Origin of the sequence: Methylovulum psychrotolerans (genome assembly GCF_002923755.1) — a bacterium.
GTDB classification, from domain to species: Bacteria; Pseudomonadota; Gammaproteobacteria; order Methylococcales; family Methylomonadaceae; genus Methylovulum; species Methylovulum psychrotolerans.
In genome coordinates, this window is the sequence record NZ_PGFZ01000004.1 from 39,526 (window position 1) to 54,299 (window position 14,774).

Genomic DNA, 14,774 nt, shown 5'->3' on the forward strand with positions numbered 1-14,774 from the left:
CAAGCATATTTCATACCACTCAAAAATAAATATTAATTGCTTTATTTTTTAATATATTAGGGGTGTGTGAAAAAAGACATTCATTAGCTATGTAAATTTATTTGACGCTATAACCGTCATTTCTCCGCGTCCATTCATTTTGGAATTACATGCCTCCCCAGTCAGATTGGGATCCGTGGCTTTGGTTTTTGCCCTTTTTTTGCCTCTTTTAGAGGAAGGGGCAAAATGCCTATAGCACAGACATATAAAATAAGGCCTAAACCGCGTAGTGATGATTTGTTAAGACCGTACCCCATAAATACACCGCCGTACTATGGTTATGATACCAAACTATAAGGCGGTTTGCCTACTGAGACGGGAAAGCATAGACAATATAGGCTATTATCAAATAGCCATAAGCAAGCACAACGCATTATAATTATTTACATATTTTCTTTATGGCTATGACCAAAATACACTACAACGCCAGTGAATACGCCCATTATCCCCAAAAAAATCATTCAGTTTTGGCATAGCTTCCCTGTGCTTCCTGACGTTTACCAGCAGGCAATGGCTGCTAATAAAGCGAATAATCCTGATTTTGAAACACTGTATGTAAATGACGAATTTATGCTTAATCTAATAAAAGATAAGTTTACCCCCTGTTTATTAGATTTATATAAAGCCAATAAAATTGCCGCATCAAGATCGGATATGGCAAGGCTTATCCTATTATATGAATACGGCGGCTTTTATTTAGATGCGGCGCTGCAATTAAACGCCTCGCTGAACGCCTTTATCGGCTTGCAAGCAGAAATCCTTTTGTTACAACGCGATGATATGCCAAGATACCAAGACTGTCCCGATAAAGCCCATGTCTGGAATGGCATGATCGGTGCCAAACCCCAATCCGAATTTATTAAACGGTGCATAGAAACACAAATCCGCAACTTGCTGGGTGGCGATTATAACTATGATGTCCGCGCCGCTACAGGCCCTGTTGTCATCAATAGAATGATAGACGCAAGTCCCGATTTTCCGCTTAAAAAACTTAGCTTTAAAACACTCAAGAATGGCTTTCTTAGTCATATTAGGATAGCAGGCTTAGCTAATTCTTGGATTCCGTTGCAAGAAAAAGGGATTATTGACGGCGGGCAATTAACAGTATTAAAAACAATGTATCCTGATTTTAGGTAACATAAAAAATACAGAATAATTTCACTTTTCCTTATCTTAACGCCACTCATGTCCACCCCCCAACGCCACATTCTCGTAGACGGCTCATCCTTTCTGTTCCGCGCCTACCATGCCGTACCGCCGCTAAACAGCCCTGACGGCAAACCGACCAACGCCATTTACGGGGTCAGTAACATGTTGCGTAAGCTTATGGCCGACTATGCGGGTGATGTAGTGTCGGTCATTTTCGACGCGCCGGGTAAAACGTTCCGCAATGACCTGTACAGTGAGTACAAGGCCCACCGTCCGCCGATGCCGGATGATTTGCGGGTGCAGATTGAACCGTTGCACCAATTGGTCAAGGCGATGGGTTTGCCTTTATTGATGGAGTCGGGCGTAGAGGCCGATGATGTGATGGGCACCTTGGCTTGCCGCGCCCAAGCCTGCGGCCATCAGGTCATTATTGTCACGGGCGACAAAGATATGGCGCAACTGGTCAACGCCGACATTATCCTAGAAAACACCATGTCCAATACCCGCATGGATATTCAAGGGGTTGTCGATAAATTTGGCGTAAGGCCAGAGCAAATTATCGATTATCTGGCTTTAATGGGCGATAGCGTCGATAACATCCCTGGTGTGCCGAAAGTCGGCCCAAAAACCGCCGCCAAATGGCTGGAGCAATACGGCACACTGGAAAATCTGATTAGCCATGCCGCCGAGATTAAAGGCAAAATTGGCGAGAACCTGCGCAATGCCTTAGCGCAATTACCGCTGGCCAAGCAACTGACGACCATCCGTTGTGATCTGGAACTGCCTTTTGGTGTCGATGATTTAAAACCACAGCCCATGGATAAGGCGGCGTTACGGGCGTTACTGACAGAATTGGGGTTTCTATCGTGGCTAAAAACCTTAGATAACACGGTTACCGATACTCCCGCCACACTTGACCCCGAACCCGAACCCGAAACGGCTCCAGCCCTTTACGAAACCATTTTCACCGAAACCCAGCTTGACGATTGGCTTAAACGCTTGGAAGCCGCCGACCTGTTCGCGTTTGACACCGAAACCACCAGCCTGGACTACCGCCAAGCGCAAATTGTCGGCGTGTCTTTTGCCGTCACCGACGGCCATGCCGCTTATCTGCCTTTAGCGCACAACTACCCGGAAGCCCCTGCCCAGCTAGAGCGCACCGCAACGCTGGCAAAACTCCGACCGCTCTTAGAAAACCCTAACGTAGCCAAGCTGGGGCAAAACCTGAAATACGATAGCCATGTTTTGGCTAACCACGGCATTTGCTTACGCGGCATTGCCCATGACACCATGCTGGCTTCTTATGTGCTGAACAGTACGGCAACCCGCCATAATATGGACGATTTGGCGAAAGTGTATCTGGGGGTGGATACCATCCATTACGAAGCTGTCGCGGGCAAAGGTGCGAAACAAATCGGTTTTGAACAGGTGGCGATTGACCAAGCCACGCCTTACGCCGCCGAAGATGCCGATATTACCCTGCGCCTATATCAAGTGCTGGTAGCCAAGCTGCAAGCGTTGCCGAGTTTATGGCAGTTATATAAGGACTTGGAAGTGCCGTTGCTGAGCGTCTTAGAACGTATTGAAGCCAACGGCGTGTTAATCGACACCGCCATGCTTGCCCAGCAAAGCTTGGAGCTGTCCAGCCAGATTATTTCGCTGGAACAACATGCCCACGATTTGGCCGGACGCGCTTTTAACCTGGGCTCACCCAAGCAAATTCAGGATATTATTTATACCCAGCTAAAGCTGCCCGTGCTTAAGAAAACCCCCAAAGGCCAGCCGTCCACGGATGAGTCGGTTTTGCAGGAGTTGGCGGAAGACTATCCCCTACCGAAAGTGATTTTAGAATACCGCAGCCTCAGCAAGCTGAAATCGACGTATATCGACAAACTGCCGCAACAGGTGGATGCAAAGACCGGGCGTGTCCATACCTCTTACCATCAGGCGGTCGCCGCGACCGGACGGCTGTCCTCATCCGACCCGAACCTGCAAAATATCCCGATTCGCAGCGCCGAAGGCCGAAAAATCCGCCAAGCTTTTATCGCCTCACCCGCCCATAAAATCGTCGCCGCCGATTACTCGCAAATTGAGTTGCGCATTATGGCGCATTTGTCGGCTGACGAAGGTTTGTTACGCGCGTTCAGCCAAGGCGAGGACATCCACAAAGCCACCGCCGCCGAAGTGTTTGGAGTTGAACTAGGGCAAGTCACCCAAGAGTTGCGCCGTTCCGCCAAAGCCATTAATTTTGGCCTGATTTATGGCATGTCGTCATTTGGTTTAGCCAAACAACTGGGCTTGGGGCGTAACCAAGCGCAAGACTATATCGACCTGTATTTTGCCCGTTACCCAGGGGTGAAACAGTATATGGATAACATCCGCGCCCAAGCGCGGGAGCAGGGCTATGTCGAAACGTTATTTGGCCGCCGCTTGTATTTGCCGGACATCAACGCCCGCAACGCCAATATCCGCCAATACGCCGAGCGTACGGCGATTAACGCCCCCATGCAAGGCACTGCCGCCGATATTATCAAACGCGCCATGCTCGCCACTGACGCTTGGCTATGCCAAGACCAGCCTGCGGCAAAAATGATTATGCAGGTACATGATGAACTGGTGTTTGAAATCGCCGAAACCGAGCTGGAAGCCTGCACGGCGAAAATTAGGGAACTGATGAATGCCGCCGCCACCCTTAAAGTGCCGTTGGTGGTGGATATTGGTATTGGCGACAATTGGGATGAGGCGCATTAGGGCGGGCCGTATTGGAGCGCGGGCATCTTGCCCGCCACTTGTCGGCAAGATGCCCGCGCTCCAATCCCCATACCTTAACGAGGCTATGCCTTCGGCAAATGGCGGTTTTTCAGCAGCACATAATGCGCGGCGGAATATTCTAAAAACTCTTTTTCCGTCGCGCTTAACGGGCGTGCTTGTTTGGCGGGGGAGCCGACATACAAAAAACCAGAAACCAAACGCTTGCCGGGCGGTACTAACGACCCGGCCCCCAGCATGACATAATCTTCCAGCACTGCGTCATCCATAATGATGGCACCGATTCCGATCAGGCAATAATCACCGATAGTACAGGCATGGACGACCGCCCGATGGCCGATGGTCACGCCTTTACCGATGGTCAAAGGATGCCCCAGCGGGGAAAACTTACCCGCATGGGAAACGTGCAGCACCGCGCCGTCTTGCACATTGGTTCCCGCACCGATGCGGATACGCTCGACATCGCCACGGATGACCGTCATCGGCCATACTGACACGTCATCCCCCAAACTGACATCCCCAATCACCACGGCGCTGTCATCAATGTAAACTGCCGCTCCTAACTGCGGATAGTGGTCTTCAAACGCCCTTATTGGCACAACTCTCTTTGGCACAATTCTCTCCTTCGCTTATGCTAGTACGCACCTTTTATAAACGCCCAGCATACTGGCATAGCCCTGTACAGGACAATAGCCATACCTAAAAATGCTGGTGTCTGAAAATTAACACTCTGACTTTTAACCCTTTTTGCCGCTATGCTCGCAACCCTAGTCCGCTTTTCCCTCCGCTTTCACGGCATTGTCATCGCCTTAGCCTTGCTGATTTTAGTCTACGGCGGCTACCGTTTTGCCAATGCGGGTTTGGATATTTTCCCTGAATTCTCGCCCAAGCGGGTGATTATCCAAACCGAAGCCTCTGGCTTGGCGGCGGAACAGGTGGAGGTGCTGGTGACACGCACCATTGAAACCGCCATTAGCGGCTTGGCGGGCATGGAGTCGGTACGCTCGGAATCCATCCAGGGCCTTTCGGTCGTGACCGCGACTTTCCACGAAGACAGCGACATTTACCGCAACCGCCAATTGGTCAGCGAACGCCTCAGCACCCTAATTACCCAATTGCCCGCCGGAATAACCCCTATCGCCATACCATTATCGTCTTCCTCAGCAACGGTGCTGACTTTGGGGCTACATTCCGACCATAAAGACTTGATGGCAGTGCGCAGTCTGGTGGATTGGACGGTCGTGCCGCGTTTGCTGGCGGTGCCGGGGGTGGCGGATGTCAATGTCTTTGGCGGCGAAATCGCCCAGTTACAAATCCAAGTCGATCCGGTACAGTTGCAGCGCTTTAACCTGACCTTGGACGAGGTGATCCAAGCCACCACGCTGGCCACGCAACATCTGGGCAGCGGCTTTATCGAAAACAGCAACCAGCGTTTAACCCTGCAAGTGGCAGGCTTGCCGTTAAGCCCCGAACAATTTGCCGCTATCCCATTGCCACGGGTGGGGGCAGGGCGTAGCGTCACCTTGGGCGAAATCGCCGCTATCCGTTACGCGCCAGAGCCGCCTATCGGGGCGGCACAAATCAAAGGCAAAACCGGGGTGGTGCTGATGGTCATCGGCCAATATGGCGCGAACACCTTAACGGTGTCGCGGCAAGTCGAGCAAGCTTTGCAAGAATTGCAGCCGATGTTTGCGCATGAGGAAGTGACTTTTTACCAGCACCTGTTCCGCCCCGCCGATTACATCGAGCGGTCGCTGTCGAACTTGTCCGGGCATTTATTAATCGGCGGCTTGTTCGTTTTGATAGTGCTGTATCTGTTCCTGTTCAATGTCCGCACCGCCCTGATTGCCGCCGTGGCGATTCCGGTGTCGCTGGCGGGTGCGGTACTGGTGTTGTTGGCCTTGGATGTGCATCTGAATATTATGGTGCTGGGCGGTTTGGCGATTGCCTTGGGTGAGGTGGTGGACGATGCCATTATTGATACCGAAAACATTTTCCGCCGCCTCCGTGAATACCGCGCGGACCCGGCGCAGGCCGAACCACCCGCTCCAGCATCCGGCCTGCCGTCAACCATTGCCAATATTATCTATAAGGCTTCGCTAGAAGTGCGCAGTTCGGTGGTCTATGCCAGCTTTATCGTCGCCTTGGTGTTTGTCCCTCTGCTCACCCTAGACGGCGTGGCCGGGCGTTTGTTCGCTCCGCTGGGTTATGCTTATATTTTGGCGATTTTGGCCTCATTACTGGTCGCGTTGACCCTAACGCCTGCGCTATGTTATGCCTTGCTCGGCAGTAACACCGGACGCGCCGCCGAACCGCCGCTGCTTAAGTATCTGACTCCGTTATATCAAGGCCTGTTAAGGTGGGTACACCGACATTTTAAAGCGGTTTTGGCGGTCAGTATTGTGCTGTGTGCATACAGCTTTAGCGCCTTCTCGCAATTGCACAGCCAATTTTTGCCGGAATTGCGCGAAGGCCATTATATGGTCCACACCACCAGCCTGCCAGGTACGTCGCTGCAAGAATCGCTGCGCATCGGCAGCCGCCTCACCGAGCAGTTTTTACAGATTCCCGGTGTGGAATCGGTATCGCAATGGGCCGGACGGGCGCAACGCGGTGCTGACACCTATGGCAGCCATTACAGCGAATACGAAGTGCGTTTAGAGCCGCTGTCCGGTGCCGGGCAACAGCATATTATGGATCAGCTCCGCGCCATTTTGGCGGAATTTCCGGGCATTTCCTTCGAGGCCAATACCTTTTTGACCGAACGTATTGATGAAACTCTGTCGGGCTATACCGCCGCCGTTGTGGTCAATTTATACGGCAACGATTTGGACATGCTAGACAGCAAAGCCCAGACTATCGCCGACATCATGCGCGGCATGGCCGGGGCGGCGGATGTGCAATTGCGCTCGCCCCCCGCCACACCGCTGTTACAAGTCCAGCTCAACCTCGACCAACTGGCTTTTTACGGGCTATTGCCCGCGACCGTCGCCGAGACCTTGCAAGCCGCTTATGAGACGCGCATTGTCGGCAAAAACGTGCAAGGCAATAAAGTCCTCAATGTCGCCGTCACCGTTACGCCAGAATTGCGCCAACAGCCTGAAGCCATCGGCGATTTGCCGTTACGCGCCAAAGACGGCAGCTACATCAAACTGCACCAAGTCGCCGATATTCGCCACACCACCAGCCGCTATTCCATCCTGCACCAAAACGCCAGACGGCGGCAAAGCGTCACCTGCAATGTCTTAGACCGGGATTTGGATGCTTTTATGCAGGAGTTGAAAACCCGCGTCCACCAAGCCGTTCCGGTCACGCAAGACGGCTACCCGGAATTTACCGGGGCGGCGGTCGAACAGGCCACGGCGCGGCAAGCCTTAATTATCCATGCCTTACTGGCGGGTACGGGAGTGCTGATGTTCATTTATGTGGCTATCGGCAGCGTGCGCCTGATGCTGTTGACCTTATGCAACTTGCCTTTTGCCTTAATTGGCGGCGTAGTGGCGGTATTGCTCACCCATGCCAGCTTATCGGTGGGTTCGGTGGTCGGCTTCGTGACCCTGTTCGGCATCACCGTCCGCAACAGCATCATGCTGCTGTCGCATTACCGTTATTTGGTCGAAACGGAAGGCCGGGCGTGGGATTTGGATACCGCGCTGTTAGGTGCCCAAGAGCGCTTGCCGTCCATTTTAATGACCGCCTTAGTCACCGCCCTGGCCATGTTCCCCATCGCCTTTAACAGCGACAACCCAGGCCGCGAGATTATGGGGCCGATGGCGGCGATTATTGTCGGCGGTTTGGCATCGTCTACGGTGTTGAATTTGCTGTTGTTGCCGGGGATATTGTTGCGCTATGGGCGGTTTGGTAAGTAGCCAAGTCCCTTAAGCCGTTTATTAGCCGCCACGGACGGCTTAAGGGATTTTAAGCCTAGTGGATATGGACTTCGCGGGATTTGACCGTGTCACTTCTGCGCAACATGTAGCGGTCTGCCCGCCCGTCCGCTATCTGCGAGCCGTCGCTATTGAGCTGGATCAGCGTGCCTTCATCTTCAATGCGGTACTGGCGGGTGCTGGCATCTTTACGCGCGGTCAGCACCACGATGCGGGTGTCTTCGTTCCAGGTGTATTTGCCTTTTTCATAATACTCGCGCGAAGATTCTTTCGCAGGCTGGGTTACTAACAGATAATTGTTGTTTTGCTTCAATGCCAAGGTGGCTTTAATCCCGTCACAATCCTTGCAAGGCAGGTAGCCATAAAACACCCCATGAAACTCCAGGGCTTTTTCGACGGGTTTAAGATGGGCGGAGTGGTCGCCTTTTTTCTCATTATTTAGCACCCGCGCTTCTAGCAAGCGTTGTTGGGAAGCAAAATCGGTTTCCGCCAGCACTTGCTGGGTTAAAAGCAAACTGCCGAAGCAAAGCAAAGCCATTTTTTGTTTTAATTGTTGTGTTAATGCGTGCATATCGAGTATCTCTTAATAGGTCGGACAAGTTGTTTCGTCTGTCTGGTAGACGGCATCATAAAAGATTAACAGCATTATCTGTTACGTCAACCATAAGTCATTATAAAGGCGGATGTTAGGCGTTATTAATATCCACCTTATTATGACCGGACGACCTTATCGTTAAGCTAATGCAGAAAAACTGCAACTCAATCTAAAAAAGGTTATAGTAAACTATTAAAATGTCGTTTTAGTACGAGTTTTCTGCATGTTAATAGAGTTTTCCGTCAGCAACTTCCGGTCTTTCCGTGACAAACAAACCTTTTCTATGGTTGCCGCCCCGCGCCTGAAAAAGCGTGGGAATGTTTTTAAGCCTGATGTAAAAGGCGAAAAATTGCCGGATTTGTTAAAAGTTGCCGCTATTTATGGGCCTAATGCTTCGGGTAAGAGTAATTTAATCAAAGCCCTTAACATAATTGATAATATTGCCAGAAGAGAACCCAGCACACAATTCACACCGTTTCCAGTAGCTCCTTTCCGTTTTGATCCAGAATTGGCAAACCAACCCAGTTGTATCGAACTACATTTTATTTTTGAAGGACTGCGTTATCAGTTTGAGCTAGGTTTAACCGAACAACGGATAATCCATGAACGCTTACTGACGTTTCCGCAAGGCAAAGAAACGCTTTTATACGAACGCCAGCATTTATCTACTGGTGACCACTATACTTTTGGCGAGCAATTGGAAGGCGGCGATGATTTGCATAAGCTATGGCAAAAAGCCACCAGCCCACAAGCGCTATTTCTTGCGCAAGCGGTAGCTAACAGCAGCGAAGAACTCAAACAACTGCCCCTTCCATTGACATGGTTGCAATCCGGTTTTTGGGTTATTGACGACAAAGAATTAGAAAACCTAAAGGACTTTAGCCAACATCAAGTGGAAAAATTCCCTGCTTTCTCGGAAGGGCTTGCGGCTTTTCTGCAAGAAGTGGATGTGCCTATTGCCAATATCCGTACCGATAAGATAAGTATTTCTTCAGCCAGCTTAGGGTTAAGAGACCCTAAAAAGATTGAGCGCAAAACCTTATTAACCCATCGAACAGAATTAGGAGAAGTAGAATTTGATTTTGAAGATGAATCAGAAGGCACTAAAAACCTGATCGGCTTCTGGTCTGCATGGGATTCTCATGCCCAAATGAAAAAAGTATCCCCTAGCTTACTGGCTCTCATCGTAGACGAACTGGACACTAGCCTACACCCTGAAATTGTTGTGTCTCTGGTAGAAAAACACATCAACTCCGCTTCACCTGCACAGTTGATCTTCACCACCCACAACACCCATTTAATGGACGCTAAACTCTTACGCCGCGACCAATTCTGGCTAACCGAACGCGATGCCAACGGTGCGACGCAATTACGTTCTATCCACGATTTTGCCGGACGGGAAGGGGAAGATTTAGAGAAACGTTATTACGAAGGCCGTTACCGCAGCCTGCCTTTTATCCGCCGAGGCTAAGCATGGCGCGTACCGCCAAATCATTCAGCCGCGCCAAACCCAGCCTTCTGCCGCAAGCCACGGTATTGGTGATTTGCGAAGACAGCAAGTCCGGCAAGCGTTATCTGGAAGATGCCAGCGTCCATTTTAAGGTTAAAGTGCAAGTCGAAATTTGTCATTGCGGCAAAACCGACCCGCTGAATATCGTTAAAGAAGCCATTCGCCGCCAAAGCAAATTCGACCGGGTTTTTTGTGCGATAGACCGCGACAGCCACGAAACGTTTACCGCCGCGCTCGGTTTGGCGCGTGACCACAAGAAAATCGACCTGATTGTCTCCTATCCCTGTTTTGAATTCTGGCTTTTGTTACACTTTGGCTATCACCGCAAGCCTTATAACGCCACGGAAAAACAGTCGGCGGCGGCATTGCTGATTAAAGACTTACGCGGCAAGCCAGGGTTTGAGAATTACGAGAAAGGTGATACCCAAAGCATAAAAAGCGATACCAAAAGCCTCTTTAAGTCACTTTTGCCGCAACTTGCCACAGCACAACACATCGCCCCGAAAATCCTCGCCGAAGCCCAAGCCAGCGGTGAGTTAAATCCCAGTACCCAGTTACATGAGTTGCTGAATGATTTTGCAGAACTGGCTAAACCGCAAAAAATTGCCCGTAGCAATCAACATTAGGAAGGTGCATAAAATTAAGTAGGCGTTCCATTGCATCTCTGCGTATTAAACCCCACCCCAGCCCTCCCCTTAGCAGGGGAGGGAGCAAATGACTTTCCCGTCGTACAGGCGAAAATCAGGGGGAAAAACGCTCCTCCCCCTGCCAAGGGGGAGGCTGGGAGGGGGTTGCCGTACTTTCGCCTGTTCAACAGATTTTATTTTATGCTCGCTCCATAACGATTAGCGCACTGTTACAAAAGGTCCCGGAATAATCCAAAACCGTTGTGCGTTCGCTGTGTCCGGCACTTCCACCTGCATACGGTACTGGGCGGGTGGGCCTTGGAGGATTAAGCGGCCTACTGCCGCGCCATTTTGGGGTTGCAGCACCACGGATGCCGTTTCCCAGCCCTGTGCGTCGACTTGCAGCAAGCGGGTGGGCAGGGGTTGGTGGTTGCGCGGAGTTAGCCACACTTCTACGGTTTGTCCGGCGTTGACGGTGGCGGGGAGTGGCTGTGCCAGGCTGGCGTAGACGTTCATGAATAATTGGGTGCAGTAAAACGTCGGCATCCCACCTTCGATGGTTTGGGCGCAGCCTACCCCCAAGTCGGTGCTGTCGGGGCGTAGCAGATTGGCTTTATGGCCGGGGCTGTGCATCCAGCCTTGAATAAATTCCTCGGCCAAATTCGGGCGGTCGCTCATCATCGCCAGATTTTCTGAAACTAGGCCAAACAGGGTGCGTACATAAAGGCCTGTGCGCTCGGCGGAACCGAGGCCATCGGGATTATCATGGGCGAAGAACCGACGCGCCACCATATCGCGGCTATGGGCGGCCGCCACTTCGGCCAAGGTTTCATTGCCCAGTAACGGTGTTTGCCCGGTTTGGCGGCGCTCACGGTTACTGGCGGCTAAAATGTTTTGCTCAAGCCCAGACAGGTTGGCATCGCGCATTGTCCCCGCTACGGCTAAGGCAGCGGGCAACTGCGGCGGCGGGTTGGCGTTTAACGGTTCGGCGATGGCCAGATCCGTCCCCCAAAGCCATGCCAGCAATGATAAAAAGGTTAACGCCAAAATCCAAAAGGTTGGCGAATATCTTGCGTGGGTTCTGAACATAAGGTTTTATCCTGTTATAAGCGCTAGGTAAAACTAACAGTAAACCGAAAAGCGGCCAAATACAAACAATGGCGTTTTTTCTTCGATATAAGCCAACTCTCAAATACTAGGCGTACAATGGCCTATAGATACGCCATACATGCCCCCATTACCACAACCATTAGCCATTGCGCCGTTAATGCCGATCAGGATGACTTATGACCCCACATACGCAAGCACCTAACCGCCAAACCCTTTATGTCGGCATTGCCCTGTTGCTGGGCATTGCTTTCGGCGAAGCCTTGAATTTGAGTCTGGGCGCGGGCGATCCGTTGCTCAGCCAAATTGTCGCGGTGCTGTCTGTCCTGACGGATATTTTTCTGCGTCTGGTAAAAATGATTATCGCCCCGCTGGTGTTTGCGACCTTGGTGGTCGGCATGGCGAAAATGGGCGACATCCAGACGGTCGGGCGCATTGGCCTGAAAGCCATGCTGTGGTTTTTTTCGGCCTCCTTGCTCAGCCTGCTCTTAGGGATGCTGCTGGTTAACCTGTTCGAGCCGGGCCACGCGCTGCATATCGCTTTGCCGCCTGTTGAAGCCAGCAGCGGCTTGCCGAACGTTAAGCCGACACTCAGTAACTTTGTCGCGCATATTTTCCCCAAAAGCATTGCCGAAGCCATGGCCGCTAACGAAATCCTGCAAATTGTGGTATTTTCGATGTTTTTTGGTATCGCTTGTGCGTCCTTAGGCGAATTGGCGCATCCGGTCGTTAAATTGCTCGATTCGCTGGCGCATATCATGCTGAAAGTCACCAGCTATGTCATGCACTATGCTCCGGTTGCGGTATTTGCGGCGATGGCGGCGGTCATTTCCCAACAAGGCATCGGCGTGTTGCTGTCTTACGGCAAGTTTATCGGTGAGTTTTACTTTGGCCTGTTCGTGCTCTGCGGCTTGCTGGGCGGCTTTGCTTGCCTGTTTTTGGGGCGGCGGGTGCTGTCGCTGTTGCGCCATATCCGCGAGCCGATGTTATTGGCTTTCGGCACGGCCAGTAGCGAAAGTGCCTACCCGAAATTATTGCAGCAATTGGAACGTTTCGGTTGCGATGAAAAAGTCTGCGGCTTGGTCTTGCCGTTGGGCTATTCGTTCAACTTGGACGGCAGTATGATGTATATGACCTTTGCCGTGCTGTTCATTGCCCAAGCTTACGGTATCGACATGCCATTACCCGACCAATTGCTGATGTTGCTGGTGTTGCTGTTCACCAGCAAAGGCGTGGCGGGCGTGCCTAGAGCGTCGTTAATTGTGATTGCCGCGACCTTATCGCTGTTCAAAATCCCTGAGGCGGGTTTATTGTTATTATTGGGCATTGACCAAATTCTGGATATGGGGCGGAGTGCGACTAATGTGTTTGGCAACAGTATCGCTTCGGCGTTGGTGAGCCGTTGGGAAAAGGCCTTGCGCTGAGCATCTTGGCAAAACGGTAAAATCGCCAAAACCTTACGCCCGGCTACACACAAAAGCAACGTTGTCTTGTACAATAGGGCTATTTTATTTTTCCCAAGAGAGAACACGATAGTGAGCGCGAAAAACCCAGAGAGCCTGAATTATAAAAGTGCAGGCGTTGATATTGCCGCCGGCAATGAATTAGTCGAACGCATTAAGCCGATTGCCGCCAAGACCCGCACGGCGGGGGTTATGGCGGGGTTGGGCGGGTTCGGCTCCTTGTTTGAGTTGCCGCTGGACCGCTATCAACAGCCTGTGCTGGTATCGGGTACGGATGGGGTCGGCACCAAGCTGAAACTCGCCATCGACCTGAATATCCACAATACCGTCGGCATCGACCTGGTGGCAATGTGCGTTAACGATATTATCGTCCAAGGTGCCGAGCCGCTGTTCTTTTTAGATTATTTTGCCACGGGCAAGCTGGATGTGGACACGGCGGCGCAAGTCATTGAAGGCATCGGCACAGGCTGCACCCAAGCCGGCGCGGCGTTGGTGGGCGGCGAAACCGCCGAAATGCCCGGCATGTATGCCGACGGTGAATATGATTTGGCGGGGTTTTGTGTCGGCATTGCCGAAAAAAGCAAAGTCTTAGACGGCAGCCAAGTCAAGTTGGGCGACAAGCTGATTGCCATTGCGTCGTCCGGGCCGCATTCCAACGGCTATTCTTTAATCCGTAAAATCATCAGCCATAGCGGTGCGGATCTGGCCGACCCGTTTGCCGACACGACCTTAGGCGAAGCCTTACTGACCCCGACGCGCATTTATGTTAAGCCGCTATTGGCCTTGTTGGCACAAGTGCCTGTCCACGCCTTAGCGCACATTACGGGTGGCGGTATTACCGAAAACCTGCCGCGTGTCCTGCAACCGGGCCTTAATGCCGAAATAGACCTGCAAAGCTGGACGTTCCCGGCGGTGTTCCAATGGTTGCAAACCCAAGGCAATGTGCCTTTGGCGGATATGCTGACCACCTTCAATTGCGGTGTCGGCATGATTGTCTGCGTAGCCCCCGAAGATGAAGCGGCAACTTTGGCGGCGTTGACCGCTTTAGGGGAAACGGTGTTCAGCATCGGCGAGTTGGTTGCAGGCGAAGGCAAGCCGATGGTCATTTACCGTTAGATAGTGCAGTCCGGCTAGCCGCCCTAGTAGGGCGGCTAGCCCTTTAGCGGAGCAGCAATTATGCAATGGTCAGATGTAGTCGATAACCCGTATTTACAAAACTTACCCTTTAAAATTGAGCTGAACCGTTACGGAAAAATTGAAATGCCCCCGGCTTCTAATAAACACGGGCGTTTACAAATAAAAATTGGGGCTTTATTAGAACGGAAACTGAAACAAGGGGAAGCGCTCAGCGAGTGTTCCATCCAAACCGGCGAAGGCGTAAAGGTCGCTGATGTCGCGTGGTGTTCTAAAGCTTTTCTCAAGCTCTATGGTTATGCCACACCCTACCCACGCGCCCCTGATATTTGTGTCGACATTGTTTCGCCAGCCAATTCGACATTAGAAATGGCCGAAAAAGTGCAACTCTATTTACAAGCAGGTGCCAAAGAAGTCTGGATCGTCTAGGAAAATGGCGCGGTGGATTATTACGGCAACACGGGTAAGCTGATGCAATCGGCTTATAACATCAGC

At 51.6% G+C, this 14,774-nt stretch carries 11 protein-coding genes; 8 read left to right on the forward strand and 3 right to left on the reverse strand.

Annotated features, from left to right (window positions below; translation table 11 throughout):
• The first annotated feature begins 468 nt into the window (after positions 1-468).
• On the forward strand, positions 469-1,176 hold the full coding sequence (locus tag AADEFJLK_RS10335; RefSeq protein ID WP_103974204.1) for a glycosyltransferase family 32 protein: 708 nt from the start codon (positions 469-471) through the stop codon (positions 1,174-1,176).
• 48 nt (positions 1,177-1,224) lie between these two features.
• The gene (polA, locus tag AADEFJLK_RS10340) at positions 1,225-3,939 is read left to right on the forward strand and encodes a DNA polymerase I (RefSeq protein WP_103974205.1); all 2,715 of its coding nucleotides are present in this window, start codon (positions 1,225-1,227) and stop codon (positions 3,937-3,939) included.
• Between the two features lie 83 nt (positions 3,940-4,022).
• Here the strand turns inward: polA and AADEFJLK_RS10345 are convergent, their stop codons facing one another.
• Positions 4,023-4,556 carry a gamma carbonic anhydrase family protein gene (locus AADEFJLK_RS10345; protein ID WP_103974206.1) on the reverse strand — a complete coding sequence of 178 codons (534 nt, stop codon included), beginning with the start codon at positions 4,554-4,556 and terminating at the stop codon, positions 4,023-4,025.
• A 156-nt stretch (positions 4,557-4,712) separates the two neighbouring features.
• Between AADEFJLK_RS10345 and AADEFJLK_RS10350 the strand changes: the two genes are divergently transcribed.
• Complete coding sequence (locus tag AADEFJLK_RS10350) at positions 4,713-7,826, forward strand: efflux RND transporter permease subunit (RefSeq protein WP_103974207.1); 3,114 nt, start codon at positions 4,713-4,715, stop codon at positions 7,824-7,826.
• Positions 7,827-7,881: 55 nt separating this feature from the next.
• Here AADEFJLK_RS10350 and AADEFJLK_RS10355 read toward each other — a convergent pair whose 3' ends face one another.
• Positions 7,882-8,415 carry a copper resistance protein NlpE gene (locus AADEFJLK_RS10355; protein ID WP_088618986.1) on the reverse strand — a complete coding sequence of 178 codons (534 nt, stop codon included), beginning with the start codon at positions 8,413-8,415 and terminating at the stop codon, positions 7,882-7,884.
• 247 nt (positions 8,416-8,662) lie between these two features.
• Between AADEFJLK_RS10355 and AADEFJLK_RS10360 the strand changes: the two genes are divergently transcribed.
• Complete coding sequence (locus tag AADEFJLK_RS10360) at positions 8,663-9,910, forward strand: AAA family ATPase (protein WP_103974208.1); 1,248 nt, start codon at positions 8,663-8,665, stop codon at positions 9,908-9,910.
• 2 nt (positions 9,911-9,912) lie between these two features.
• Complete coding sequence (locus AADEFJLK_RS10365) at positions 9,913-10,575, forward strand: RloB family protein (RefSeq protein ID WP_103974209.1); 663 nt, start codon at positions 9,913-9,915, stop codon at positions 10,573-10,575.
• Between the two features lie 219 nt (positions 10,576-10,794).
• Here AADEFJLK_RS10365 and AADEFJLK_RS10370 read toward each other — a convergent pair whose 3' ends face one another.
• The gene (locus AADEFJLK_RS10370) at positions 10,795-11,664 is read right to left on the reverse strand and encodes a CAP domain-containing protein (protein WP_103974210.1); all 870 of its coding nucleotides are present in this window, start codon (positions 11,662-11,664) and stop codon (positions 10,795-10,797) included.
• 197 nt (positions 11,665-11,861) lie between these two features.
• On the opposite strand from AADEFJLK_RS10370, the gene AADEFJLK_RS10375 reads away from it, so the two are divergent.
• The 3 genes from AADEFJLK_RS10375 (at position 11,862) to AADEFJLK_RS10385 (ending at position 14,708) form a co-directional block, all read left to right on the forward strand.
• A complete protein-coding gene (locus AADEFJLK_RS10375; protein WP_103974211.1) occupies positions 11,862-13,106 on the forward strand; it encodes a dicarboxylate/amino acid:cation symporter in 1,245 nt (414 codons plus the stop codon).
• 111 nt (positions 13,107-13,217) lie between these two features.
• Complete coding sequence (purM, locus tag AADEFJLK_RS10380) at positions 13,218-14,261, forward strand: phosphoribosylformylglycinamidine cyclo-ligase (RefSeq protein ID WP_088621550.1); 1,044 nt, start codon at positions 13,218-13,220, stop codon at positions 14,259-14,261.
• A 60-nt stretch (positions 14,262-14,321) separates the two neighbouring features.
• Positions 14,322-14,708: a Uma2 family endonuclease gene (locus tag AADEFJLK_RS10385; protein ID WP_103974212.1), complete on the forward strand. Its 387-nt coding sequence runs from the start codon at positions 14,322-14,324 to the stop codon at positions 14,706-14,708.
• Positions 14,709-14,774 lie beyond the last annotated feature (66 nt).

Bases quoted from the DNA above. Each gene is read 5' to 3' on its own strand.
- polA (WP_103974205.1), top strand. From the start codon at position 1,225: ATGTCCACCCCCCAACGCCACATTCTCGTAGACGGCTCATCCTTTCTG.
- AADEFJLK_RS10385 (WP_103974212.1), top strand. From the start codon at position 14,322: ATGCAATGGTCAGATGTAGTCGATAACCCGTATTTACAAAACTTACCC.
- AADEFJLK_RS10360 (WP_103974208.1), top strand. From the start codon at position 8,663: ATGTTAATAGAGTTTTCCGTCAGCAACTTCCGGTCTTTCCGTGACAAA.
- AADEFJLK_RS10355 (WP_088618986.1), bottom strand. From the start codon at position 8,415: ATGCACGCATTAACACAACAATTAAAACAAAAAATGGCTTTGCTTTGC.
- AADEFJLK_RS10365 (WP_103974209.1), top strand. From the start codon at position 9,913: ATGGCGCGTACCGCCAAATCATTCAGCCGCGCCAAACCCAGCCTTCTG.
- AADEFJLK_RS10350 (WP_103974207.1), top strand. From the start codon at position 4,713: ATGCTCGCAACCCTAGTCCGCTTTTCCCTCCGCTTTCACGGCATTGTC.
- AADEFJLK_RS10375 (WP_103974211.1), top strand. From the start codon at position 11,862: ATGACCCCACATACGCAAGCACCTAACCGCCAAACCCTTTATGTCGGC.
- AADEFJLK_RS10370 (WP_103974210.1), bottom strand. From the start codon at position 11,664: ATGTTCAGAACCCACGCAAGATATTCGCCAACCTTTTGGATTTTGGCG.